Here is a 22,528-nt window from a genome sequence, read left to right as displayed (position 1 = left end):
ATGTTGCGATATAGTCTAAATAACAATAAATACACACGATGCCCATTCGCAGAAAAACCCCGCCGTATCAAGGCACGATGAGAGGGTGCAAACTACCCTTTCAACCGCTAATACACGACCATCGCAACCGCTCCCAACCCCGAATGGGCCGAAAGCACCGGGGGCAGAGAACTCACCAAAAACTCGGGTATGTTTAGCGCCACAGAACCCTCACCCGAGGCAGAATCGGTGGGCGCACCCGCGGAATGACTCAGCGAGCCCTCACCCAGCAGACGCTGCACCCGCTCGTACAGCTGCACCGCCTGCGCCGCATTACCCACGTGATGCACCGCGACCACCTCACCGGGCGTATCGCTACCCGGGGTCGCATCCGTCGAAGCGTCGAGAGCGGCGGCATGACGGTGCTCGCGGCAGGCCTGCACCGTCAGTTCCACGAGCCGATCCAGGGCGCGCGCGGCTGTACGGGGCCGCTCCACGTAGGTGAGCTTCCCCTGGGAAATCGTGCCAATGGGCTTAATCTGGAACATCTGCCCCACCATCGCCAGCGCCGGGGAAACACGACCCCCGCGGCGCAGCGCATCCAGGGTGGGAATGTAAAAGTACAGGGTCGCGCGCTCGCACACCCGCCGCACACACTCCACGACCCGCTCGGGGTTCGGGCCCTCCTCCAACAGATCAAGGGCGCGAAGCACCGCATACCCGTAGGCGCCGGCCACCGTGCGGCTATCCACCACGCTCACACCCTCGGCGCCCAGGCGGCTCAGGCGCGCGCCGGTACGCGCGGACTCCACCGTGCCCGAGAGCTCGCCGGAGAGGTGAACCGACACCACGTGCGTAAAGCCGCGCGACGCCAGCTCGTCGTACACGTCAGCAAACGCGCCAGGAGCCGGGCCGGAAGTGCTCACGGTCTGCCCCATGACGTGCGCCAGCATGATGGCTTCGTCCACCTCGGCGGCGCCGAGGCCCTGCAAGCTACGGTCCTCCGCACCGGGGGTGCGAATCGTAACGGGCATGGGCACCACGACAAAGTTCCCGCGAGCGCTCAGCCGCTCCACCAGCTCCGGATGCAGTGCCGCGGCGCTATCGGTAACCACGGCAATGCGATCCTTTGCGTTGTTCTCGTGCCCCATATTCCGGCCCTTCTTCCGGTTCGTCAGTGAATGATTCAGCGACAAAGCCTCTCCTAGCGTTTCCTGAACATTATGGCACTCATCACTACCGCAGTACAGCAAAGCCCCACCGTGCCTTTCGGAACGTTCCGCAGAACGAACCGAAAGGCACAGCGGGGCTTGCATATCGGCCAAAAGCCTAGATCACGATGTTCACGAGCTTCGGTGCGCGCACAATCACCTTGCGGATCTCGGCGTCACCAATCGAACGCTGAACGGCGGCATCGGCCAGGGCCAGCTCCTGAAGCTCCTGCTCGGAGATATCCTTGGCGACCTCCAGGCGAGCCTTCACCTTGCCCTTAATCTGGACGATGGCGGTAACGGTGTCGTCCACCAGCAGGGCCGGGTCAACCTCGGGGAAGCCCGCGGTCAGCACCGGGGTGTCGTGGCCAAGCACGTGCCACATGTCCTCGGCGGTGTACGGTGCGTACAGCGAGAGCAGGATGGCGATGGTCTCGGCGGCCTTGCGGACGGCCGGGTCGGCCGCGCCGGCACCGGAATCGATGGCCTTGCGGGTAGCGTTGACGAGCTCCATGGTCTTCGCAACAACCACGTTGAACTTGCCGCCCTCAATCAGGCCCTGCACCTCGTGCACGGTACGCGCAATCAGCTTCTGCAGCTCCAGGTCACCGGTGGTTGCGTCCACGCCGGATTCGCTGGTGACGTCCTGAGCCACGCGCCAGGCGCGAGCCAGGAACTTCTGCGAGCCGGCGGGGGAAACGTCGGCCCAGTCCACGTCATCCTCGGGCGGGGACGCGAAAATCATGGTGGTGCGGATTGCATCCACACCGAACTTATCGAGCTGCTCGCCCAGGTTCACGCCGTTACCCAGCGACTTGGACATTGCCTTGCCGCCGTTGAGCACCTGGCCCTGGTTCATGAGCGCCTTGAAGGGCTCATCGTGCTGAATCAGGCCCAGGTCGCGAACAACCTTGGTGAAGAAGCGCGCGTACAGCAGGTGCAGAATTGCGTGCTCCACGCCGCCCACGTACATGTCGACGGCACCCCACTCGCGCATGGCCTGCGGGTCGAAGGGAGCCTGGTCGTCATGCGGGGAAACGTAACGCAGGAAGTACCAGGAGGAGTCCACGAAGGTGTCCATGGTGTCCGAGTCACGGCGAGCCTGCTTGCCGCACTTCGGACAGGGCACGATAGCCCAGTCATCGGCGGCGGCCAGGGGCGACTGGCCCTTGGGAGCCAGCTGCTCACCACGCAGGTTATCGGGCAGCAGAACCGGCAGCTGATCCTCGGGAACGAGCACCTCGCCGCAGTCCTCACAGTGAATCACGGGGATGGGGGTACCCCAGAAGCGCTGGCGGGAGAGCAGCCAGTCGCGCAGGCGGTAGATAACCTTGCCCTCACCGGTGCCGGCGGCCTCCACCAGCTCGATGGCCTTGGCAATCGCCTCAGCCTTGGGCAGGCCGGTCAGCTCGCCAGAGTTCACGAGCACGCCGTCACCGGCGGTAGCAACACCGCTGGTGGCCGGATCCTCGGCGCCCTCAACATCCAGAACCTTCACGACGGGCAGGTCAAACTTCAGGGCGAAGTCCAGGTCGCGCTGGTCGTGCGCGGGCACGGCCATAATCGCACCGGTACCGTAGTCGGCCAGCACGTAGTCGGAAGCCCACACGGGCAGCTTCGCGCCGGTCAGCGGGTTAATCGCGTAGCGGCCGGTGAACACGCCGGTCTTCTCGCGCTCGGAGGACTGGCGATCGATATCGCTCAGCGCCTTAATGTCCTCGCGGTACTGTTCCAGGGCGGCCTTCTGCTCGGGTGCCACGATCTGCTCGGCGAACGCCGCATCCGCAGCGACCACGATGAAGGTGGCACCGTACAGGGTGTCGGGGCGGGTGGTGAACACGGTGAAGGATTCGGCGGCCTGATCCTCGGTGGCCTCAATCTCGAAGCGCACCTCGGCACCCTCGGAGCGGCCAATCCAGTTGCGCTGCATGAGCAGCACGCGGTCGGGCCACTTGCCCTCCAGCTGCTCCATGTCGTCCAGCAGCTGCTGGGCGTAGTCGGTGATCTTGAAGTACCACTGGTTCAGGGCCTTCTTGGTCACGGTGGTGCCGCAGCGCTCGCAGGCACCGTTGACGACCTGCTCATTAGCGAGCACGGTCTGGTCCTTGGGGCACCAGTTGACCATGGAGTCCTTGCGGTACGCCAGACCCTTCTTATAGAACTGCTCGAAGAACCACTGGGTCCACTTGTAGTACTCGGGGTCCGAGGTGTGCAGGCGGCGGCTCCAGTCAGCGGCAATGGCGTAACGCTTGAACGACTCGGCCTGGGTGTCGATGTTCTTGTACGTCCACTCCTTGGGGTGAGTGTCGTTCTTAATGGCTGCGTTCTCTGCCGGCAGGCCGAAGGAGTCCCAGCCAATCGGGTGCAGAACGTCGTAGCCGCACTGCTTGTAGTAGCGGGCATTCATGTCACCAATGGCGAATGCCTCCGCGTGACCCATGTGCAGGTCACCGGAGGGGTAGGGGAACATATCCAGAACATACTTGCGGCCCTTGGGTGCGTGACCGGTGGGCTGGAAAACCTTCGTTTCGTCCCAGTAGGGGCGCCACTTGGCTTCCATAGCGCGGAAGTCGTACGCATTCTCGGTGCGTTCGGTCTCTACCTGAGCAGACACAGCGATTCCTTAAAGACGGTTGATCAAAACTTAACCCTCCAAGTGTAACGCGAAAGCGGCGACGGGATGGATCCGGGCCCGCACTGATTAGTCCGTGGACGAGCCGAGGATGCGCGAGGGTCTCGGCACACACCACCCTCCAGGGGCTTTTCAGGCTTCTCGCCTAAAATTAGGGGTGGGACTCTCCCCTCCCCGCACCCGACCCCGTGAAAGGTACCCATGACCTCCACCGTTCCCTCGAACTCCCCCAGCGCCTCGGTTCTCGAGGGCGTACCCGGCCCGCTCATCCCCGGCACCGGTCACGAGGCGCGCATCGGCGCGGATGCGCAGGCGGTCACGACCCGCTACTGGCAGTACGGCGAGGGCATGGGCTCCGGAAGCTTCCCCGAGGGGTGCTACCCCGTGCTACTCGTGCACGGTTTCCGCGGTGACCACCACGGCCTCGAAATCATCGCGAACTACCTGCTGAAGCTCATCCCGAACGTCAGCATCATCAGCCCCGACCTGCCCGGCTTCGGCCGCTCCGGTGACCTGCCCGAAAGCGCCCCGGGCGAGGACAGCATCGACGCGTACGTGGCCTGGTTGCAGGATTTTGTGGAGCACACCAACCCGCTCGGACTGCCGCTGCACGTGGTCGGCCACTCTTTCGGCTCCATCGTCACCAGCGCCTTCGCCGCCGCACACCCGAACTCACTCGCGCTACTCTCGCTTATCAACCCCATCAGCGAACCCGCCCTGGAGGGGCGTCAGCGCGTCACCTCACGCCTGGCCTCGCTCTACTACCGCGCCGGCGCGGCGCTACCCGAAAAGATTGGCTACCCGCTGCTGCGTTCCCAGCTGATCACCCGCCTCTCCAGCGAGGTCATGATGCGCACCAAAGATAGGGCGATGCGCCGCTTCATCAACGGCCAGCACGCCGCCTACTTCGGCTCCTTCGGCTCGCGCCGCGGGGTGCTCAGCGCCTACGAGGCGTCCATTGCACACACCGCCGCCGAGTACGCCGCCGCAATCCGAGTTCCGGTGCAGATGCTCGTCGCCGAAGACGACGACCTGGGCACCCCCGAAACGGCCCGCGCCATGTACGCGACGCTCACCTCCCGCGACCTGCCCGACTCTACGACCGGCGCCCGCGAGCGCCTGGACATGATCCCCGAAGTCGGGCACCTCATCCACTACGAAACCCCTCGCCGCGCCGCGGAACTCATCGCCGATTTCGCCGCCGACCACTCAGGGAACGAGAAGTAAGGAACCAACATGAAACTCATGGTTGACGCCCGATACACCCGTATCGGCTTCCACGACGGCATCAGCCGCTACACCGCCTCTCTGCTGGACGCGCTCAAGACCCTCATCGACTCCGGCGACGAGGCCGCCGCCGACCTCGACCTCACCATGATTATTAGCGATGAGCGTCAGCTGGACATGCTGCCCGACCTGCCGCACGTGAAAATCTGCTCGCCCACCGGCCCGCTCGAGCCGACCGCCGCGCTGCAGCTGAACAAGTACGCGCCGGATGTGGTGTTCTCCCCCATGCAGACCATCGGCTCCACCGGACGCAAGTTCAAGCTGATTCTCACCCTGCACGACCTGATCTACTATTCGCACCCGACCCCGCCCGGGTTCCTGCCCGCGCCGGTGCGCGTGGGTTGGCGGCTCTTCCACAAGACCTACACCCCGCAGCGTTTTCTGCTCAATCACGGCGACGCGGTCGTGACGGTTTCTGAGTCGACCGCCTCGCTGATTCGTGAGCACGAGCTGACCACCAAGCCGCTGTTCGTGGTGCCCAACGCCCCGCAGCCCGGCAGCGTGGTCTCGCGCCAGACCGCCCTGGAGCGCGCCACCACCCGCGAAGAGCAGCCCGTCAAGCACCTGGTATACATGGGGTCATTCATGCCGTACAAGAACGTGGAAACCCTGCTGCTGGCGATGCGTTCCCTGCCGGATTACCGCCTGCACCTGCTGTCGAAGATGCCGCCGCAGCGCCTGGTGCAGCTCACCGACGAGCGCCTTATCGGTGAGAACGTGGAGGTGCACAACGGCGTGAGCGATGAGGAGTACCAGCAGCTGCTCCGCCGGGCGCACGCCCTGGTGACTGCCTCCCGCGAGGAGGGTTACGGCCTGCCCGTGGTCGAGGCTCAGGCTGCCGGTTGCCCCGCTGTGATTAGTGACATCCCGATTTTCCGTGAGATTGCGCCGCACGCCGTGTTCGCACCGGTGGACGGTGCCCCGGAGGCGCACACCGCCGACTGGGTCAAGGCAATCCGTTCCCTGGAGGATCCGGCCGTGCGCGAGCGCGTCATTATTGATGGCCTGTCGGATGTGCGCCGCTACTCCTGGCGCGACTCGGCGCTCAAGCTGCTGAAGGTCGTGCGCGGGCTCTAAAGCGTGCGCGGTTTATACGACGCGGCGCTAAATTACGGTGTTAGGCGCAGAAATGTCGCCGCACTCCCCCGGTTCTCGGGAGGGTGCGGCGGCATTCTCATATTTGGTTTGTGGTTGCCGGGTGACCCGTGCCCTAATACGGGGGCGGCGAGGCTACACCTTCCGGAAGCGCCCTCAGGGTGCCCGAGCTCTGCGAGGGCGGGTTCCCTGCGTAGGCGCGGAGGAAGTGTGTAGCGAACCGCTCCGAAATCAAACCACGGAAACCCGCTAGACCGCGGTAAAGCTACCGGTGCGGGCCTCTTCTTTTGCCACCAAATCGTTGACGTGGGTGTAGGCGTAAATAATCTTCGCGTCATCCAGCTCAGCGAAACGCGCCAGGTAGCGGCAGACCGCACCGCGCTGGGCCATCGTCATGGCCGAAAGCAGTTCGGGGTTGGGGTGGGTGATACCGTTGCTACGCTCGGGAGCGGAATCGCCGAATCCGGGTTCGTAATCGTATGCCGGGCTCATCGTCGAGGGCCTTTCGTCAGGGCGTCGCTACAGTGCAAACGCCACGCGGAGTAACACGGCGAATAGGTTCGCAGCGATAACCGGATGCCTCTTCGCGGTGGTGGTTGTGATACCTCTAAAGTACCCAAGAGCCAATCAATGTTCAAGAACCGCTAGGGAACAACCTCATAATGGACACGTCCGCGGTTGTCAGGCGGAAATCAGGGGGCATAATGGCGGCAGACGACCGCCGGTTTTTCCCCACCGTTTGAGTCCACCGTTAGAAGCTTAAAAAGAAATGCCGCCGCACTCGTCAAGAGTGCAACAGCATTTCCTAAAGCTCTAATGATGCAGGCTACGCCACGCTTGCGCAGAGGCCGCGCTCGGCGTCCCTACGGGCCAGCTCATAGGCGTGGCCGTACGCGTAGAAAATCTTTGCGTCGTCCAGCTCCGCGAAACGCGCCAGGTAGCGGTAAACAGCTCCTCGTTCCGCAACGGTCATATCGGCAAGCAAAACGGGGTCAGGGTGCATGACGCCGTTATTGTGTACAGAAGCAGACCCGCCGCATGCAGGTTCGTATGCGGGGGTGATCATAGTCTGAGTCACCAGTATTCATCTTTCGTTGGTGCGCACGGTTGTGAGGCGTACGCGAAGTTGAGTGATAGATACCGCCGATACCCTCTCGACAAGCGCCGAAAAAGTGCCCGCGGTGCCGAATATATTACCGTGAATACGACGGCTAAACCAGTTGGGACCTCAAAGATTCAGCTATGAGCCATTAGATGCACATTGGTGCACGGATTGTGGGGGTAGCCCCAACGCGGCGCTACCCTAACCCGCATCGGGCCGAGGCGCGCTCGCCTCATCGACGACTCCCCCGGCGACGCTCTCTCGCGCCAGAGTGCGATCAATCTTCGTCACCATGAACCGTTGGAACCGACGCTGAGTCGCAGGAGACAGCACCACCACGAGCAGCACCTCCACCGCGAACAGAATCGCCAGCAAAGCGAGGCCGCCGCCGGGCGAATCCACCTGCTCACGCAGGTACCGGGCCGCGGCCACCGCCCACTCAAACCCCGCGGAGTCCAGGACCGGCACATCCAGCCCGGCCTGCGCCGAAACGTGCAGAAGCGACGCCGCATTCAGCAGCAGCACAAACAGCGCGGTCAACCCCGCATACAGGCCGTAGTGCACCGCACGCGCAACCCTTTTAGCTCGGGCAAAGGCACGGTTGAGCTCGGCGCCGATATCGTTCACGCCCTCCAGCAGGTGCGTGTCGGCCGGTAGAACGTGCGGCAGCAAACGGCGCGACAGCATGAGCGGAACCGGTGAACTGGCGTCAAAATACTGCATGTGGCTACTCACCGAAGGCCCCGGCAGGGTCGCGAAGGTAACCTTCACATCGGTCGGCTGCGTAATGTTCGAACGCCCGATGCTATCGCCGCGCGCCGCAATCTCACAGTGATCCGCCACGTTCATCTCGTGCAGCGAGGGCGCATAGGCGCGCACGAACAGGTGACAGCAGCTACGCACCGATACGACTATCGCCAGCATCACGACGCACCAGAACGCCACGCCCAATGCGGTGGGCGCAGGAACCCTCGCTTCACCGCTCAGGTAGGCAAGCACCAGCATGAGGGAGGTAAACATCATGAATACCCCGTTCACAAAGAGCGTCGGGATAAGCCACTTAATCAGGGAACGTGTGCCGTAGACATTCCAGAGGGCAGGGATCGCCCCCGTCTCCTGCGCAATGCGGCCCCGGCCCTTCAGCGCCGAGAGCACGGCGAAGACAACCGTGGCCGCGCCCAGCGTCAACGGAATCAGCATCATGTGGCGCAGCAGTGATGCGTAGGGGCCAACCAGAAGCAGGGCCTCCTGAACCCAGGCGAACCCAGCTACCGCTCCGAGGGCCAGCAGGGTCAGGCGGTTGCGGAACCCGCCGGAGCTATCGAGCGGAGCGGGAACGTCGTTGCGGTCACTGGCGATGATACTGATCGGCACCACACCGTTACCCAGCCCGTAGAAGAAACGCAGGGGTTTCTTTCCGGCCTTCGCACGGCGACGCAGCAGCTCATACCCCAGGTACCCGCCCTGCGAATGGGCAATAATACCCGGGGCATCACTACGGGCCGCCAGCAGATCCAGCTGACGGTCCAAACGCGCGTAGATGCGCTCCAAATCCCGAGACTCAGGGCTGGTCGCCGTCTGAATCAGCTGCGTGGGAATCGCCTTCACCAGCGCCCACAGCTCGCGGGCACGGCGAGCCAAAGCCCAACCCAAAATACCCAGGCTGAGCACGGCCACCAGCGCCGTCAGCAGACCGCGGCTCGTGCTCAGGGAAGCAACAAAGGCGTCGCGCATCGTCACGATCGTCACCACCGCCAGTACAAGCCACCCGGCCACGTTCACAAAACGCGCTACCGACCGGAGCAGCTGCCCGGCGCGATCGGTCCAGGTTCGGCCCGGACGCTCGTAGTAGAGACAGAACATGAGGAAAAGCGGCAGCACCGAGACCAGCCAGGGCAGGTGATCTCTGAGGGGACGATAGTGCTTCGGGCGCCAGAACCCCTCCTGAAGGAGGATGCTGCGACGCACCACCGAACGCTCCGGATGTTCCGGACGGCTCGAATGCGAGGCGCTGAGGCGCTCCTGCAGGCGTCGTTCCTGAGCGCGCAGCCCCTCCGAGATACGCGCCTGCAACGACGAGGCGCTCGGCTCGTCGACGGCTTCCCGGTCCTCCGGGGACTCGGGTACTTCGGTAGATTCGGAAACTTCGAGAGTTTCGGGGGTTTCTGGAGCCTCGGGGGCCTGCACGTACTCCAGCGTGAGCGCGTAGCTCAGCTCGCGGTGCTCGCTATGCGGGGTCACCTCCCCCGATGGCGGCTGAGTATCGCCGTCGGGGATGAGCGTGACGCTCCCCCGGGTCGCCTCCTCGGGGCTGTCCGCGGCATCGGAACCGGTATCGGATGCGGTCGCGCTCGCCATCGTGGCCAGCGTCTTCAGGCTGTGCGCCACCGGCTTGCCGAAGTAGTCCAGGGTCTCACCGAAGTTCTGGTACCCGATGCCGTGAATCAGCAGAACCGCGGCGTCGTGCCGGCGCCCCGTACTGTGCAGGGTGCTCTCGGGGTGCCGGGAAGCATACCCCAGCAGGGTCCGCTGCTCGTCCGAGGGCAGGGAACTGCCCTTCACCAATTGGCGATCCACGACGCCCCCTTTCTGCACTGTACCTCTGCGTTTTCTGCAGATAAATCCGCAAGACTGTGGGTTTTAAAGCACGTCCAAGCCGTCACAACGCACCTGGACGGGCCGCTCCCCCACGGTTTTCTTGAGGGCGGCCATCGTGGCGCGCGTGGCGCGTAACTCGTGCGTCACCTGCTGGGCAATACCGTAGGAGAAGAAGATCAGGGCGCGCCAATCCCCGCGCACCGGGGATTCCTCCGGATCATTCTCCAGGGTTTCGGACCAGGCGAGATAGCCGTGGTCCAGCGGAACCGGACCGACCACCCGCGATTGCTCGCGCACAGACTCGGGTAGGGCCGAAGAACCCAGGAAGATTTCCATAAAGGAGCGCACGTCAGCCTCCGCGCCGGTTACCGCGGCCGTGCGCACCGCCGGAGGCAAGCCCGTCTGGGAACGCTCCTCCAGCTCCTCACGAGCGAACCAGGCCGGATCCCAGCGGATGAGGGCCTGCTCCACGGGCGAGGGCGAGGCGGTCGTCACTACGGTCCCCTCCAGCGCCGCCGGACGCACCAGGGCCGCCGCGTTAAGCCAACGACGCAGGGCGGCCTCGGGGGCGCGCAGAGAATCGAAGTAGAGCATCTTATCGGCGTCCAGAAGCAGGGCCGCCGCGTAACCACCGAAAGCCACGGGCTCAGCCCCGGGAGTCGCCACGACCAGGGCCGGTTCCGGGCCGACCGTCGCGCGCACGTGATCGCCCGAGGAGGAAATCACCGGAACGTTCGGGAAGGCCCGGCCCAGCTCCTCGGCCGTGCGCATCGCTCCCACCGTCGAGGAACGCCAGCGGTTAAACCCACATTCGGGGCACCGCCACTGCTGGGCCAGATGGCCGCACCACGCACAGGAGGGCACCGAGGAACCGGAAGCCAACGAAAGCGGGCCGCTGCACACGGTGCATCGGGCTGGCATGCGGCACCGCGCGCACGAGAACGAGGGCACGTAACCACTGCGGGCCACCTGCACGAGCACCGGGCCTCGGGACAGGGCGCGGCGGGCGTGCTCGAAGGCAAGGTGCGGGATGCGCGCCACAGCAGCCAGCGGGTCGCGAGCCAGCTCGTACTCCGAACCGGTCGAGAAGATGCGCGGCGAATACTCACGCACGAGCGAGCGAGGAGCCCGCAGGTAGGTGGCCCAGCGGGTGCGTACCAGGCGTGCCGCCTCGCTACTCATCGTGAACCCTGCGAAGAGCGCCGCGGCGTTCTCCGCTGAGGCGCGCAACAGTAGCACGTCGCGGGCGTGGCAATAGGGGGCGCGCTGTTCGAGCAGCGACGAGTCGCCGTCGTCCCAGCAGACGACCAGGCCCAGGTTAGCGACCGGGGCGTAGGCGGCCGCGCGGGTTCCGATGACGACGGGCACGCGACCCAGGCGGGCCTTGAGGAACCCGTGGTAGCGCGCGTGCGGGCCCGAATCGGCGCTCAGGCGTGCGTAGGAATCGGTGGGAAGCACCCGCGCGAGGGCGCTCTCCAGCAGGTCGAGGCTCTTGGCGGTGGGAACCACGGCGATGGCGCCCCGCCCGGAGGTTGCCGCGGTGGCCAGGGCCACGGCGAGCACATCGGCCCAGGTGTGTTCCAGGTGGCCGGGAAGCACGGTCATGACGGCGCGGCTCGCGACGCCGGCGGCCACGTCCTCGATAAATTCGGGGCCGTTTTCGTAATCGGAGAAGACCGCGGCGGCATCGGGTGCGTCCTCCAGCGGGGCGGGAGGCTCAAGGGTGAAGGGCGCGGGTGCGCCGGGGGTAGCGAGCCAGGCGTAGGGGTCGGTCTCAGTACTATTTCCGCCGGTCAAAGAGTTTTTAGCCAATTCACCCTCAGCCTGAACCTGAGATTCGCAACCCTCACCTTCAATCGAAGGGTTACCGGCAGATTCGCCCTCAACCGGAGCTTGAGGTCCCACCTGGGAAGGCTCGTAACCCGGCAGGAACGGAGCGTACTTCTTATCCAGGGCGGCCACGCGCGGAGGAACCGCCAGGCGCAACACGTTCGCCACCGTGGAGGCGTAGCGATCGGCCAGCGCTTCCGCCACGCTGAAAATCTCGGGCGCCACCACCGGCACACGCGAGAGCACCCCCTTGAGCGGGGCAAGCGAGGACCGCGTCCAATCGGTCGTGGCCGCGCGCTCCTCAATGTAACCGCTCATCTCGTGCCCGTTGAACATGACGCGCACGCGGGCGCCGGGCACCGCATCCTCGCTCATCTCGGCGGGCACGCGATAGTCGAAGGTGCGGTCCACCTGCGGCAGGGTGCTATCCACACGCACGCGCGCCACGGGGTTCACCACGCCGCTGGCCCGCAACTCGGCGGCCACGCTGACCGGCTCGGGCGTCGCGGGAATCAGGGCATCACGAAGAGCAGGAAATCCCTGCAACAGGTCAAGCTGTTGCAGGGATTCCTGCTGGGTACCCGCGGGTACCTTCGGTTCATCAGAACGGTTCTGACTCACGCGCGCTATCGTGCTCTCGTTCGCTGAATTCGTTCTAGGAGGAGGACACTGCCGAGCGCAGTGCATCCACGCGGTTGAGGCGCTCCCAGGTGAACTCCGGCTCGGTGCGGCCAAAGTGACCGTGAGCCGCGGTCTTGCGGTAGATGGGGCGGCGCAGGTCCAAATCGTTAATGATGGCCAGCGGGCGCAGGTCAAAGACCTCGCGCACGGCGCGCTCAATCTTCAGCGGGTCAACCTTCTCGGTGCCGAAGGTCTCGATGTACAGGCCAACGGGTGCTGCCTGGCCGATGGCGTACGCCACCTGAACCTCGGCGCGATCGGCGAGGCCGGCGCCCACGATGTTCTTGGCGACCCAGCGCATAGCGTAGGCTGCGGAACGGTCCACCTTCGAGGGGTCCTTACCGGAGAACGCACCGCCACCGTGGCGTGCGGAACCGCCGTAGGTGTCAACGATGATCTTGCGGCCGGTCAGGCCAGCGTCACCGACGGGGCCACCCTGCACGAAGCGGCCGGCGGGGTTGACGATGAACTTGGTGTTGGAGGAATCCAGGTCCACGGAGCTGAGCACGGGGGCAATCACATGCTTCTCAATATCGGCGCGCAGGTCGGCCAGATCGTAGCTGGCGGTGTGCTGGCTCGAAACAACCACGGTATCAACGGATACGGGCACGTTGTTCGAGTCGTAGCCGAGGGTCACCTGGGTCTTGCCGTCGGGGCGCAGATCGGTCAGTAGGCCGTCCTTGCGCACCTTGGTCAGGCGCTCGGAGAGGCGGTGTGCCAGCCAGATGGGGGCGGGCATCAGCACGTTGGTCTCGTTCGATGCGTAACCGAACATGATGCCCTGGTCGCCCGCGCCCTGGCGGTCGTAATCGTCGGCGGCGATGCCCTGACGAACCTCGAGGGACTCGTACACGCCGGCGTTAATGTCCGGGGACTGCTCGCCGATGGAGACGGAGACGCCGCAGAACTCGCCGTCGAAACCGCGGGTCGAGGAATCGTAACCGATATCGAGGATGGTCTCACGCACGATGGAGGGAATCTCGACGTAGCTGGAGGTGGTTACCTCACCGGCGACGTGCACCTGGCCGGTGGTCACCATGGTCTCCACAGCAACGTTCGCTGCGGGATCCTGGGCGATAATGCCGTCCAGGATTGCGTCGGAAATCTGGTCACAAATTTTGTCGGGATGGCCTTCAGTCACCGATTCGCTGGTGAATAGGCGTAGATGGTTAGTACTCACGGTTTCCACTCTACTGGTTGAGGGCACGCAAAGGTAGCGCGCTCGTAATGATGACGGTTTCCTTCAATTATGACACGTTTATGACGGCCGATTACGGGCCCCATTCGCGGGTTCACGCCCCGGTCCTCGCACGCCGGTCACGCGCAGCCCGCACGCGAGAGGCCCACCGGCGGGGCCCAATCGGTGCGCTAAGCCAGCGCCGCCAGAATCTTCTGCGCAAGCGCCGGGCCGATGCCGGGCACCTGTGTCAGCTCCTCCTCGGTGGCCTGCTTAATCTGCGCCACCGAACCAAAATGCTTCACGAGCGCGGCGCGCTTAACCTCGCCCAGGCCGGGTATCTCGTCCAGAGCCGAGGCGACCATGGCCTTGCCGCGCTTGGAGCGGTGGAAGGTGATGGCGAAGCGGTGCGCCTCATCGCGGATGCGCTGCACCAGGTACAGCGCCTCTGAGGTGCGCGGGAGCACGACCGGGTAGTCGTCATCCGGCAGCCACAGCTCCTCCAGGCGCTTGGCGATTCCGGCCACGTACACATCGGTAATACCCAAATCGCTCAGAGCGGCGGATGCGGCGGCCACCTGGGGCGGGCCGCCGTCCACGAGCACGAGGTTCGGCGGGTAGGCAAAGGTCTGAGGCTCGGGGGTGGAGGCATCAATCTCCCCGGAGCGCGTGGGCGCCTCGGCGCGCTCGGCCTGCTGGGCCAGGTGCCGCTTGAAGCGGCGGGTGATGACGTCGTACATACTGGCGGTATCGTCGCGGGCGGCGTCCCCGGTGATGCTGTAGGTGCGGTAGGCCTTCTTGGCGGGCATACCGTCTTCGAAGACCACCATGGAGGCGACCACGTTCGTACCCTGCACGTGCGAAATGTCGTAACATTCGATGCGCAGCAGCGGGTCGGGAAGCTCAAGGGCCGTCTGCAGCTCCACGAGGGAGGCGCTGCGGGTGGTGAGGTCACCGGCGCGCCGGCTCTTGTGTAGGGTGAGGGCCTGGCGGGCGTTTTCGGTGACGGTCTTCATGAGTTCGGCCTTGTCGCCGCGCTGCGGAACGGCGATTTCCACGGGGCCGCCACGCACCTCCGAAAGCCAGGATGCCAGCTGTTCCTTGTTCTCGGGCTCCACCGGCACGAGCACGGAGCGCGGAATATCGTAGCTGTTCAGGCTTTCGGTGCCGCTACCCTTCTGGGCGGCCAGGCTGACCGCGATATCGCTGTACACGCGGGTGAGCAGCTGCTCGATGAGCTGCGCGTCGGTGCTGTCGTCCACCTTTTCCACGATCCAGCCGCGCTGGCCTCGGATTCGGCCGCCGCGCACGAAGAACACCTGAACGGATGCCTCGAGGTCATCCTCGACGTAGGCGAAGAGGTCGGCATCCACGGTCGAGCCGAGCACCACGGCGTTTCGCTCGAAAGCCTTGGTGAGTGCCGCAATGTCGTCGCGGAGCACTGCGGCGCGTTCAAAGTCCATCTGGGCGGCGGCTTCCTTCATCTCCTTGGTCAGCCGCTCGATGTACTTCTCGGCGCCTCCACCCATGAAGCGGGTCAGGCCGCGGGCCAGTTCGCGGTGGTCTTCGGCGCTGATTTTGCCCACGCAGGGCGCCGAGCATTTGTCGATGTAGCCGAGTAGGCAGGGGCGTCCGCTGTTCTTGGCACGCTGGAACACGCCGTTCGTGCAGGTGCGCACCGGGAAGACGGTCAGCAGGGCATCCAGAGTTTCACGGATGGCCCACACCTGCGAGTACGGGCCAAAGTAGCGCACGCCCTTGCGGCGCTCACCGCGGGTGACCATAGCGCGCGGGTACACGTCGTTGACGGTCACGGCCAGGTACGGGTAGGACTTATCGTCGCGGAAGGCGATGTTGAAGCGCGGCGCGTACTCCTTAATCCAGGTGTACTCCAGGTGCAGGGACTCCATCTCGCTGGCCACCACGGTCCACTCGACGCTGGCGGCGGTGTGCACCATCGCGTAGGTCTTGGGTCGCAGCGTCTCGGGCGAGGCGAAGTAGCTGTTGAGGCGGTTGCGCAGATTCTTGGCCTTGCCCACGTAAATGACGCGTCCGTCGGCGTCACGGAACCGGTAGACGCCCGGGTCGGTGGGAATTTCTCCGGGGGCCGGACGGTAGCTGGAGGGCTCTGCCATGGGTGCTTTCTCCTCGGGCGCGGGCGGACATACGACAAACCGCGCATCCTACGCCGACCCCGCGTGCGGGGCCGTGCGTGGATGCGCGGTTAAAGTCTACGCGGTGCGCGCCGGAAGAAGGCTTAGCCGGCGTCGCGTGCGGCTGAGGGCGAAACGTTGTACTCGTTCTTTCGCGCCTGGCCGGACAGCTGGGCGATCTCATCCATAATCGTGTCGGTGGTGGCGCGGCGCTGCTTGCCGCTCATCTTCTCGCCGGTCTTCTCAAAGTAGAGCGGCTTGCCCACGCGAATCGTGAAGCGGCGCGGGTAAATCATGTTCGAGCCGGGCTTCTGCAGGCGGTCGGTGCCGATCAGGCCGACGGGCACGACGGGCGCACCGGTCATGTGTGCCAGCCAGGCCACACCGATCTTGCCGCGGTAGAGGTAGCCGTCGCGGGAGCGGGTGCCCTCGGGGTAGATACCGAAGACCTTGCCCTCGTTCAGCTTCTCCAGGGCGATATCGAGGGCCTTGAGCGATTCGGAACGGTCGGAGCGGTTCACGGGGATGATGTCCACGGCTTCGAAGAAGGCTTTCATCATCTTGCCGCGCGGGCCGGGGGTGTTCACGTATTCGGCCTTGGCGAGGAACGCCACGCGGCGGGGCATCATGGCGGAAATAATGATGGAGTCCAGGAAGGAGAGGTGGTTGGAGGCGACAATCACCGGGCCGGTGGCGGGGAAGTTCTCGAGACCGGTCACGCGGGCGCGGAAAACGGTGCGCAGAATTCCGGTGACTGCTTTCTGGGATGCCTGATAAATCTTCATGTGAACTCCTGGAGGCTGTACCGACGGTGGACGACGGGCCGGCGGTGGGGTGCGCGGTGTAGAAGGAGGCTACTCCCCCGCTGCGCGTATGTACCGTGTTAGTTAAGGGACGCTGGCGTCCGTTACCGATTTCATTATTCCATACCCCGGGCCGCTCGTAGCTCCGTTCCTCTCGGGTTTATCGGGGGCCGGTCGAACGGGGTTCAGGAGGGTTACTTCGGCGGCGCTTTGCGGCGGGTGCATCGGGCTTTTGCGGGAATAATGCGTTTACCGCCGGTTGATATGTAAGGTTGCGGCGTGTAAGCCTTTCCTTTGTTTTTGCCGCGAAGTGAATTTTGGTAGGGTAGAGGTAGGGTAGACACGAGGAACAACAACGGAATGTACGGGCACTGTCGCCCCGGGAGCATCCTCCCCGAGTGACCTCAGCGTCACATTGAGACACCTCGTCACCAAAGTTTTATAAATGCGCATTTAATATGCAAAAATAGGGTAAGGGTGGGCTGTCGCACCTCCCTCTCCGGACGATTCGCTACCCAGTGAGCCGCCCTCCAGCGGATGTGCGTCGGTCCCATTCGAACCGCAAATCCACGCACACTGGAGACATATCACTATGGCTACAAAACCCGTCTCGCGTGCTGAGGCAGCTAAGATTGCCCGCCGCACAGACACGGTCGGTGCCTATGCCGGTAAGGGCTGGGTACAGGCTGTTGCGTTTGTGATGCTCCTGGGCTTCACCATCATGGCAGTCCTCGCAATGCGCACTTACGCACTCTCCATGCCGATGCCCGACAAGATTGTCGGCAACGACGGCAAAGTAATCGCAACCCAGGAACAGATCCTGCATGGTCAGGAACTCTTCCAGGCACGCGGCCTGCAGCAGTACGGAACCGTCCTCGGCCACGGTGCCTACCTCGGCCCCGACTACACTGCAGAGTACCTGCGCCTGACCACCGATGCCGCCATCAAGGAGTATCGTGAGCAGGGCAAGCAGGACCCCCGCGAACTCGTCAAGAACGAGTGGCGCAAGGAGAACAAGTACGATGAGCAGACCAAGACCCTGACCTGGTCCGCTGGTCAGACCAAGGGCTTCCAGCTCATGCTCAAGCACTACAGCGACACCCTGATGAAGGGTGACACCTCGCAGGGCCTGTTCCCCGACGCCATTAAGAACGACGAAGAACTGCACGACCTCGTCGCCTTCTTCGGTTGGACCGCATGGGCCTCGGCGGCAGACCGCCCCGATCAGCCCTACTCCTACACCAACAACTGGCCCTCCGAGCCGAACGTTGACAACAAGCCCACCGCAGACCTCATGGTCTGGTCGGCGCTGTCCCTGATTACCCTCATCGGTGGTACGGGTCTGATGTTCGCCATCTACGGCCGCTGGTCCCGTTCCATCGGTTGGCACGCTGAAGAGGCACCCGTCCTCGACTTCCGCCAGCCCGACGAAGTTCGCCTGACCCCCTCGCAGAAGGCAGCCTGCCTGCTCTTCGCAACCATCCTGGTGCTCTTCCTCCTGCAGGCTCTGGTGGGTGCACTCACCGAGCACTACCGTGAAGAACTCACCGGCTTCTTCGGAATCGATATGGGCCAGCTGCTGCCCTACACGGTATCCCGAACCTGGCACCTGCAGCTCTCCCTCTTCTGGACCGCAGGCGCGTTCCTGGCGGGCGGTATCTTCATCGCCCCGCTGATTACCCGCCGCGAACCCAAGAAGCAGGGTCTGCTGACCTACGTCCTCATCGGTGCCGTGGTCTTCGTGGTGCTCGGCTCGCTGCTGAACGAATGGTTCTCGCAGAAGGGTCTGGTCCCCACCAACTCCATCTTCTCGCAGCAGTGGGAGTTCCTGGACCTGCCGCGATTCTTCCAGATTCTGCTCATCGTGGGCATGTTCATCTGGATCGTGATCGTCGCACGAACCCTCACCGCCCGTCTGAAGGGCTCGAAGAAGACCTCCCTCCCCTGGCTGTTCCTGTTCTCGGGCCTGGCCATCCCCATGTTCTACGCGGTCGGCCTGCTCGCCGGCCAGCGCACTCACGTGTCGGTCGCCGAGTTCTGGCGCTTCTGGGTGGTTCACCTCTGGGTGGAGGACTTCCTCGAGCTGTTCACCACCGTGATGGTGGCGTACATCTTCGTGCTGCTCGGCGTTGTCCGCGAGCGCATCGCTATCTCCATCATCATGATGGACGCCGTGCTCTACTCCGTCGGTGGCGTGGTCGGTACCCTGCACCACACCTACTTCGTCGGTACCCCCTCCGAGCAGATGGCATTCGGTGCGTTCTTCTCCGCAGCTGAGGTTATCCCGCTGACCTTCCTGACCGTTGAGGCATGGGGCTTCATGCAGCTGGGTGCTCGCCAGTACTCCAACCGCACCAAGCCCTTCCCGCACCGCTGGGCCGTGATGTTCCTGATCGCCGTGGGCTTCTGGAACTTCCTCGGTGCAGGCGTGTTCGGCTTCCTCATCAACCTGCCGATCGTGTCCTACTTCGAAATCGGTACCGCACTGACCGCAAACCACGCACACGCCTCCATGATGGGTGTGTACGGTATGCTCGCAATCGCGTTCGCGGTCTTCGGTCTGCGTTACCTGGTTCCCGAGAACAAGTGGCCTGAAAAGGGCCTGAAGTTCTCCTTCTGGACCCTGAACATCGGTCTGCTGTGGATGTCCTTCATCTCGCTGCTGCCGCTGGGTATCGCTCAGCTGTACAAGTCCGTTGGTGAAGGCTACTACGAGGCTCGTTCCTTCGCGTTCATCCACGACGGCGCTTCCGCCGTGATGGGTTGGATGCGTATGCCCGGTGACGTCATCTTCCTGGTCGGCATCTTCCCGCTGATCAAGCTGGCTTGGCTGGGTATCAAGGAGATTTTCTCCAAGAACTCCAAGGAGACCGTCCTCGAGTTGCCCGAGCCCCCGCTGTACGAGGTGGTTGACGACGCTCGTATCGCCGAGTTCGCCGGTGCCAAGGCTGCTGAGGAGCTGCCCGAGCAGACCAGCCCCTACCGTAGCGATCGTCGAGGCTAACCATGCCTGAGCAGATTGCTGGAGTATCTTTCTTCGTGTGGCTGGCCTGCGTGTACGCGCTCGGCCTGGTCGCCGTGGGGTGGTGCTTCGATATTCTCGCTAAGCGCACCAGCCAGCGTGTCGTGGCGGCGCGAACCTTCGGGTTCACCTACCACGAAGAGAGCGATGCGTGGCTCTGCCCCGAAGACCAGTGGCTGTGGGCCACGGCCTTCGACTCGGACAACCGCGTTATGCGCTACCGCGCTAAGCCCAGCGTGTGCAACACCTGCCCGATTAAGGACAGCTGCACCGTCTCGGCAAACGGCCGCGAACTCACCCGCGAGGTGGACGAGTGGCCCTACTCCGAGTCGGGACGATTCCACCGCGGCCTGGCCGTGGCGGTCTCCCTGCTGGGCGTTGTGGTCATGATTGGTGCGGCCATCGTGTGGCACTCTCCCCTGGAGCTTCTGGTGGAGGCAGCCGCAGTGGTGGTCGTCCTATCGCTGACCTACCCGCTGGCGATTAAGCTCATGCGTTCCCCCGCCAACTTCGAGGGCGACCCGAAGCATATTCACGCATCCACCGCCGAAGAGTCGGTGAACGTGAAGATGGATCGCTTCGCCGCGAAGTGGGGTGGCGTCTCGAACGAGCGTAAGCGCCGTACCGAGCAGGCCCGCAAGCAGATGATTGCGGATGCATCCCTGCCGGTTCGCACCTCGGTCCTCGACCCGGATCGCCCCGCCTGGAGCGGTACCGGTGCCTCGGTTAAGCGACTGCACAAGACCACGAACGAGGTCTTGCAGGAGCAGAACCTGGCCGAAGTTGAGGCCGCCGAGAAGCTGGCGAAGAAGTAGCAATGCTGATGGTCCCTCCGTCCCGGCGTTCCCCCGCCGGGGCGGAGGCCCATTGCGCATCACCCCCTGAACCTCCCCGCCGGAAGGGCCACCGCGAGCACCGCACGGTGCCGCCAACCGACTTTCCGAACACACCTCCCGTCGAGTCTGTACGAGGCGCAGTCGACGGGTGCACATGCCCCGAATGAACCATCCCGAATAGATGTGAAGGAAACCCATGGATCCCGTCACCCTGGCAACAATCCTCATCCCAGTTGCCGTTATTGTTCTTTTTATTCTGATTCGTATGTTCCGCGTGATCCCCGAATATGAACGCGGTATCTCCTTCCGTTTCGGTCACCTGCGTTCCGAGCTGAAGCCCGGCCTGAACGTGGTCTTCCCCCTCGTCGACTCCCTGCAGCGCGTTGACATGCGTGTTATCACCCTGACCATTCCCCCGCAGGAAGTCATCACCAAGGACAACGTTCCCGCCCGCGTGAACGCCGTTGTCCTCTTCCGCGTGACCAACGCCAAGAACGCCGTGCTTGAGGTCGAGAACTACCCGATCGCCACCAGCCAGATCGCCCAGACCACTCTGCGTTCCCTGCTGGGTCGCGTTGACCTGGACACCCTGCTCGCACACCGCGAGGACCTGAACGAGGACCTGCGCTCCATCATCGGCTCCCGCACCGAGCACTGGGGCATCCAGGTTGAGCTCGTCGAGATTAAGGACGTTGAGATTCCCGAGGCCATGCAGCGCGCCATGGCCCGTGAGGCTGAGGCCGAGCGTGAGCGTCGCGCAAAGATCATTTCGGCACGCGGTGAGCTTGAGGCTTCGAGCGAGCTGAAGGAAGCATCCGACATTCTGAGCCAGTCCCCCGCCTCCCTGCAGCTGCGTTACCTGCAGACCCTGCTGGAGCTGGGCGCCGACCAGAACTCGACCGTGGTCTTCCCGCTGCCCATGGACGTCATCGGCCCCCTCGTGGGTGCGCTCAAGGGCGAAAGCAAGTAGGCTACTCCTCCTAAGCTAAAAACCGAATAGTACGTAGGCCCCGAGCAGATAGCTGCTCGGGGCCTACGCTTTAACGGCGGCCGATCCGCGGGGCTCCTCCCCTGTTCTCTATACCGCCGCCCCCATGCCGTAGCATGGAACTGGAAGGCCCCGCCGGCTGGGTCTTCAGAACCTACTACCGACAGATGAGGGCGGTCGCATGCTTCACCACCTCCGCGAGACTCTTGGACGTATTCCCGCGCCTCGCCGCTACGGGCGCATCATGGCGCTACTCCTCGCCTCCCTGGGCGGCGCGGTGGACGTCTTCTCGCACATGCGCTACGAGGCCCTCGTCGCCACGCAGACCGGTAACTTTATTCTGCTCATCGCCGACCTGCACCGCGATACTCCCCACGCGGTGCACCTGCGCTGGTTTTCCGTCATCTTCTTCAGCTGCGGATACCTGGGAGGGCATCTTATCCATGATCTGCTGGGGCAGCGGGCCCGGATGCGGCACTGGCGCATCGGCACGCTCCTGCCATTCCTGCTGGTGTGCTTCGCGGTACCCTTCATGGACGGAACGCTGAGCAACAGCTTTCAGGTGGGCGCGCTGGCCTTTACGGTAGGCCTGATGATCCACGCCCTCGCGGACACGCGCATTGGCGAAAATCCCTTCTCGCTCTTCATGACCAGCGGCAATTGGCGCAAAATGCTCAGCGCCTGGTATGCCGCAGGCTCCCTGTACCTCCCGCGGAAAACCCCCGATGGAGCGTCAAAAGATGAGGCGAAGGCACGACGCCGCGCGGCTCTACTCAAAGCGCTCGACTACTCGCTCGTGGTCATCTCCTTTATAGCCGGAGTGCTTCTCATGGCCCTTGTGCACCGATGGGCCGGTGTATTTTCCATCTGGCTGGCCGCGCTGGTGGCCGGCACGGCGTTCTGCTTCGGCTACCAGGCGGAGAAGAAGGAATCCCGCGCGGAGGGGAACGGCTAGGTTCTTCACGGCCGGCCCCGACAGCCGACCTCAACGGCGGCCACGGGCCTCACGCAACACCGGCCCGCGCGTTAAACACGTAGTGCCCGGCACCGCTTCACACGGTGCCGGGCACTACTGTTTGCCGGGAGCCGGGCGTACTCTACAAGGCGCGCTCGCGGGGTCCGGCACGCTCAGTT

The 22,528-nt window shown here is 64.0% G+C and carries 15 protein-coding genes; 6 read left to right on the top strand and 9 right to left on the bottom strand.

What is annotated here, in order from left to right:
* Positions 1-107: 107 nt before the first annotated feature.
* Together HMPREF2874_RS06785 and leuS are read right to left on the bottom strand one after the other, a co-directional pair.
* Entirely contained in the window at positions 108-1,130 is a 1,023-nt protein-coding gene (locus tag HMPREF2874_RS06785) for a DegV family protein (RefSeq protein WP_070649624.1), read from the bottom strand.
* 178 nt (positions 1,131-1,308) lie between these two features.
* A complete protein-coding gene (gene leuS / locus HMPREF2874_RS06780; RefSeq protein ID WP_070649622.1) occupies positions 1,309-3,804 on the bottom strand; it encodes a leucine--tRNA ligase in 2,496 nt (831 codons plus the stop codon).
* Between the two features lie 219 nt (positions 3,805-4,023).
* Between leuS and HMPREF2874_RS06775 the strand changes: the two genes are divergently transcribed.
* Together HMPREF2874_RS06775 and HMPREF2874_RS06770 are read left to right on the top strand one after the other, a co-directional pair.
* The gene (locus HMPREF2874_RS06775; protein WP_070649620.1) at positions 4,024-5,049 is read left to right on the top strand and encodes an alpha/beta fold hydrolase; all 1,026 of its coding nucleotides are present in this window, start codon (positions 4,024-4,026) and stop codon (positions 5,047-5,049) included.
* Between the two features lie 9 nt (positions 5,050-5,058).
* Positions 5,059-6,186: a glycosyltransferase family 4 protein gene (locus tag HMPREF2874_RS06770; RefSeq protein WP_070649618.1), complete on the top strand. Its 1,128-nt coding sequence runs from the start codon at positions 5,059-5,061 to the stop codon at positions 6,184-6,186.
* Positions 6,187-6,453: 267 nt separating this feature from the next.
* Here HMPREF2874_RS06770 and HMPREF2874_RS06765 read toward each other — a convergent pair whose 3' ends face one another.
* The 7 genes from HMPREF2874_RS06765 to HMPREF2874_RS06735 form a co-directional block, all read right to left on the bottom strand.
* A complete protein-coding gene (locus tag HMPREF2874_RS06765; RefSeq protein ID WP_049334121.1) occupies positions 6,454-6,696 on the bottom strand; it encodes a hypothetical protein in 243 nt (80 codons plus the stop codon).
* A 334-nt stretch (positions 6,697-7,030) separates the two neighbouring features.
* Positions 7,031-7,282: a DNA mismatch repair protein gene (locus HMPREF2874_RS06760; protein ID WP_070649616.1), complete on the bottom strand. Its 252-nt coding sequence runs from the start codon at positions 7,280-7,282 to the stop codon at positions 7,031-7,033.
* 225 nt (positions 7,283-7,507) lie between these two features.
* Positions 7,508-9,883 (bottom strand): aconitase, encoded by a 2,376-nt coding sequence (locus HMPREF2874_RS06755; RefSeq protein ID WP_141754235.1) that lies wholly within the window; start codon positions 9,881-9,883, stop codon positions 7,508-7,510.
* A gap of 63 nt (positions 9,884-9,946) precedes the next feature.
* Positions 9,947-12,355 (bottom strand): primosomal protein N' family DNA-binding protein, encoded by a 2,409-nt coding sequence (locus HMPREF2874_RS06750; RefSeq protein ID WP_070649611.1) that lies wholly within the window; start codon positions 12,353-12,355, stop codon positions 9,947-9,949.
* 34 nt (positions 12,356-12,389) lie between these two features.
* Complete coding sequence (gene metK / locus HMPREF2874_RS06745; RefSeq protein ID WP_070649609.1) at positions 12,390-13,595, bottom strand: methionine adenosyltransferase; 1,206 nt, start codon at positions 13,593-13,595, stop codon at positions 12,390-12,392.
* Between the two features lie 188 nt (positions 13,596-13,783).
* A complete protein-coding gene (gene uvrC, locus HMPREF2874_RS06740; RefSeq protein ID WP_070649607.1) occupies positions 13,784-15,727 on the bottom strand; it encodes an excinuclease ABC subunit UvrC in 1,944 nt (647 codons plus the stop codon).
* A 122-nt stretch (positions 15,728-15,849) separates the two neighbouring features.
* Positions 15,850-16,530, bottom strand: coding sequence for a lysophospholipid acyltransferase family protein (locus tag HMPREF2874_RS06735; protein WP_049342848.1), 681 nt, complete (start codon positions 16,528-16,530; stop codon positions 15,850-15,852).
* Between the two features lie 610 nt (positions 16,531-17,140).
* Here HMPREF2874_RS06735 and HMPREF2874_RS06730 point away from each other — a divergent pair.
* The 4 genes from HMPREF2874_RS06730 to HMPREF2874_RS06715 all read left to right on the top strand — a co-directional run bounded on the left by HMPREF2874_RS06730 (position 17,141) and on the right by HMPREF2874_RS06715 (position 22,349).
* Positions 17,141-19,552: a nitric-oxide reductase large subunit gene (locus HMPREF2874_RS06730; RefSeq protein ID WP_070649605.1), complete on the top strand. Its 2,412-nt coding sequence runs from the start codon at positions 17,141-17,143 to the stop codon at positions 19,550-19,552.
* A gap of 2 nt (positions 19,553-19,554) precedes the next feature.
* On the top strand, positions 19,555-20,385 hold the full coding sequence (locus HMPREF2874_RS06725; protein ID WP_070649603.1) for a transposase: 831 nt from the start codon (positions 19,555-19,557) through the stop codon (positions 20,383-20,385).
* Positions 20,386-20,602: 217 nt separating this feature from the next.
* Positions 20,603-21,376 (top strand): slipin family protein, encoded by a 774-nt coding sequence (locus HMPREF2874_RS06720; protein WP_049334114.1) that lies wholly within the window; start codon positions 20,603-20,605, stop codon positions 21,374-21,376.
* A 199-nt stretch (positions 21,377-21,575) separates the two neighbouring features.
* On the top strand, positions 21,576-22,349 hold the full coding sequence (locus tag HMPREF2874_RS06715) for a YoaK family protein (RefSeq protein WP_070649601.1): 774 nt from the start codon (positions 21,576-21,578) through the stop codon (positions 22,347-22,349).
* The last annotated feature ends 179 nt before the right edge of the window (positions 22,350-22,528 follow it).

This window comes from Rothia sp. HMSC068F09 (assembly GCF_001812775.1).
GTDB lineage: Bacteria > Actinomycetota > Actinomycetes > Actinomycetales > Micrococcaceae > Rothia > Rothia mucilaginosa_A.
This window is presented reverse-complemented; position numbering and strand designations above follow the sequence as displayed.

Coding starts and splice junctions, on each gene's coding strand:
- uvrC (WP_070649607.1), bottom strand. CDS start 15,727: ATGGCAGAGCCCTCCAGCTACCGTCCGGCCCCCGGAGAAATTCCCACC.
- HMPREF2874_RS06730 (WP_070649605.1), top strand. CDS start 17,141: ATGGCTACAAAACCCGTCTCGCGTGCTGAGGCAGCTAAGATTGCCCGC.
- HMPREF2874_RS06785 (WP_070649624.1), bottom strand. CDS start 1,130: ATGGGGCACGAGAACAACGCAAAGGATCGCATTGCCGTGGTTACCGAT.
- HMPREF2874_RS06770 (WP_070649618.1), top strand. CDS start 5,059: ATGAAACTCATGGTTGACGCCCGATACACCCGTATCGGCTTCCACGAC.
- HMPREF2874_RS06735 (WP_049342848.1), bottom strand. CDS start 16,530: ATGAAGATTTATCAGGCATCCCAGAAAGCAGTCACCGGAATTCTGCGC.
- HMPREF2874_RS06765 (WP_049334121.1), bottom strand. CDS start 6,696: ATGAGCCCGGCATACGATTACGAACCCGGATTCGGCGATTCCGCTCCC.
- HMPREF2874_RS06725 (WP_070649603.1), top strand. CDS start 19,555: ATGCCTGAGCAGATTGCTGGAGTATCTTTCTTCGTGTGGCTGGCCTGC.
- HMPREF2874_RS06775 (WP_070649620.1), top strand. CDS start 4,024: ATGACCTCCACCGTTCCCTCGAACTCCCCCAGCGCCTCGGTTCTCGAG.
- HMPREF2874_RS06715 (WP_070649601.1), top strand. CDS start 21,576: ATGCTTCACCACCTCCGCGAGACTCTTGGACGTATTCCCGCGCCTCGC.
- HMPREF2874_RS06720 (WP_049334114.1), top strand. CDS start 20,603: ATGGATCCCGTCACCCTGGCAACAATCCTCATCCCAGTTGCCGTTATT.